This window comes from bacterium, from assembly GCA_041648665.1.
Taxonomy (GTDB): domain Bacteria; phylum UBA10199; class UBA10199; order 2-02-FULL-44-16; family JAAZCA01; genus JAFGMW01.
Genome location: JBAZOP010000192.1, coordinates 1 through 2902, shown reverse-complemented (window position 1 = coordinate 2902; position 2902 = coordinate 1). Strand labels below are relative to the sequence as shown.

Here is a 2902-nt window from a genome sequence, read left to right as displayed (position 1 = left end):
CACGAGCTGGCACTTGCGGAGAGAGACCACGTCCGGTGTCTCCTCCATTTTGATCACCGCGGTCTTGCTCTCGAAATCCTTCTCGACCATATTGAACTCCTTTATTCAGGCTGCAGCGGCGCATGGAACGATTTGCTCTTGCCTTCTATTGAGAAGGACCTGGTCCACGGCTTGTAGCCCGGCATCTGGATCGTGACGGTGTGCGGCCTGTCGGTCCTTATCTTTCTTATCGTGACCGGCGTGCGCGCAGGTATCGCCTGCCCGTCGATTATCACCTGCGCTGCGGGCGGGTCGCTGGAGAGCGACAGCTCTCCGTACGCCTCTTCCGGCCTCACCTGCGTCGGGGGCCTGCGTTCCTCCTCCGCAGGCGGAGGTTTTCGCTCCACGGCAGGGGCGGCCTCCTCGGGAGGGGGGATCATCGCCAGTTTGAACGACACGGATTCCTGTTCCTTGCCGATGTATTTTTTCTGCGAAGAGCCCTTGTAGCCCTTCAGCTCCACCCCCACCGTGTACGTCGAACCGACCTTGAGGTCCGGGAGAGTGGCGGGAGTGCGCTTGCCCGTGGATGCGTTGTTGAGCTTGATGAGCGCGCCTGCGGGAGTGGAATTGACCTTGAGGGAGGCGACTGCTGGAACGGCCTCCGCCGGTTTTTCTTCGGCAGCTTTCTCCTCAACGGGTTTCGTCTCCGTTGTCGGCGCCTCGGTTTTCTCAACTGGGGGGAGCGCCGCGGTTTCGGCGGGCGGCGTGACCGCGGGCGCAGCCTCGCCGATCCTCGCCAGCGTGGCGTCCACTGAAACCTTCTGCTCCCCGGTCACTTCATACTCCCGGCTCCACTCCTGGAATCCGTCGAGTTTGAGGCCGACTTCGTACTTTTTGGATGCGAGATTCGCGATTGCGGCCGGCGTGGTGCGGCCGGTGTCCTTGTCGTCGATGAAGACCTTCGCGCCTGAGGGGGTCGAGTTCACGGAGATACTTCCAAGGCTGGGGCTGATCGGCGTGAGCTTGGTCGATATCTTCTGGGTCTTGGAAGAGGTGAGGTTGACCACCTGTTCGAAGTCCTCGTACTCGTTCTTGGAGATGACGATCTTCAGATCTGCGTTGAGCTTCAAGTTCTCCAGCGTGGCCGGGCTCTGCTTGCCGGTGGGCACGCCGTCGACCACTATGGAGGCGCCCGACGGCTCGGTGACTATCTCAAGGGTCCCCGCGGCCGGCGCAAGCGTAAGCGTGACGCCTTTTTCCTCGGGCCCTGTGATTTTCACCTCCATCTCGGCCGGGCTGTACTCCTCTTTCTCGACCCTGAGCCGATAGACTCCGCCTGTTTCAAGGTCTGCAATGACTGCCGGGGTGATCTTTCCGGTGTCCTGGCCGTCGAGCAGTATCTTCGCGCCTTCAGGGGTGGATACCACGCGGACGCTCCCCTTGACCGCGGGGAGCTGCGCAGCCGGAGGCTCCGCGACTTTCTCCGGGACGGCCTTCATAGGGATGAAGCGGTAGGCGAGCCAACCCAGCACCGCAAGTATGACGCCGGCGGCGATGAACTTGCCCAACGCGCCTTTTTTCCCGGCTTTTGAAACAGGCGCGGCAAAGGGACGGGGCTTGGGCAGCGGGGTCTTTTCGCGCGGCTCGGGCGTCTTTCCCCTCGGCCGCTCCGTGCGCGCGGTGTCTTCCTCGGCCATCCCCTCGCGTTGCACCAGGCTCACCTGTTTCGCGCCTTCCTCCACGCTCATGGTGGAGGTGAGGCCGTCGGCAGCGGTCTCCTTGGCTTTGAGCTCCTGCTCTGCCTTGAGCGAATCGGTGAAGAGCTCCTTTATGAACTGTGCGAGCCTGCGCGGCGAGAAGTCCACGTGGTTGGTGTAGAGGTATTTCGTGAGGTCGATCTGCATGTCGCCCGCGGTCTGATAGCGCTCCTCGACCTCGTAGGCCAAGGCCTTCACCACGATGGGCCTCAGCTGCTCTGGTATGGAGTCGGGCAGCGAATCCGGCGACACGCGCGTGATTCGGATCTTCTTGAGGACCTCGAACTGCGATTCCCCGGTGAAGAGCTTTTGTCCCGAGAGCATCTCGTAGAGCAGTATGCCCGCGGAGAAGATGTCCGTGCGGCTGTCCACCGTCTTTCCCATCGCCTGCTCGGGGGACATGTACGCTATCTTGCCCTTCAGAATCCCGGCCAGGGTGTGGGAGATGTTCATCGCGGCCTTGGCGATCCCGAAGTCCACGATCTTCACCTCTCCCTCGTAGGAGAGCAGTATGTTCTGCGGGCTGACGTCGCGGTGGACGATGTTCAGAGGTTGGTTGTTCTGGTCGGTCTTGCGATGCGCGTAATCCAGGCCCTTGCAGATCTCCGAGGCGATGTAGACCGCGATCGCTGTGGGCAGGGGTTTTCCGATCTCGCGGCAGCGGTACATTATGTCGCGGAGGTTGACGCCGTGGATCAGCTCCATGGCGATGTAGTAATCGTCGTTGACCTTCGAGAGATCGTAGACCTGCACGATGTTCGCGTGCGACAGGAGGACCGAGAGCTTGGCCTCCTGGATCAGCATGTCGATGAAGTCCTTGTCCGCGGAGCAGTGCGGCAGGATCCTCTTGATCACCAGCTCCTTCTCGAAGCCGTCCACGCCGTAGGTCTTGGCCCTGTAGATCTCGGCCATCCCGCCCACGGCGAGTTTCTTGAGGAGCAGGTATTTGCCGAACTGTTTTGGTTCGAAATCGCCCATAATTTCTCCGTCTAGCCCGTCAGCCGAGCTTGGATATCGTCGCGACGATCGCTGCTACGACGAGCGCGAGGACGAACGCATACAACATGGTCAACCCCCAGTTGGGGGCGCCCGTGTCCTCGTTCAGGATCCCGGAACTCTTCAGGAAGCCTTTCTTTTTCTCCGCGGCTGCAGGTTTCACAGGGGGC

At 61.2% G+C, this 2902-nt stretch carries 1 protein-coding gene; it reads right to left on the bottom strand.

Translation table 11 applies throughout. The features are described from left to right. Nucleotides 1-101 precede the first annotated feature (101 nt). The gene (locus WC683_20570) at nucleotides 102-2714 is read right to left on the bottom strand and encodes a PEGA domain-containing protein (protein ID MFA4975006.1); all 2613 of its coding nucleotides are present in this window, start codon (nucleotides 2712-2714) and stop codon (nucleotides 102-104) included. Between the last annotated feature and the right edge of the window lie 188 nt (nucleotides 2715-2902).

Excerpts from the sequence above, each read along its gene's own strand:
- WC683_20570 (MFA4975006.1), bottom strand. The coding sequence starts at position 2,714 with ATGGGCGATTTCGAACCAAAACAGTTCGGCAAATACCTGCTCCTCAAG.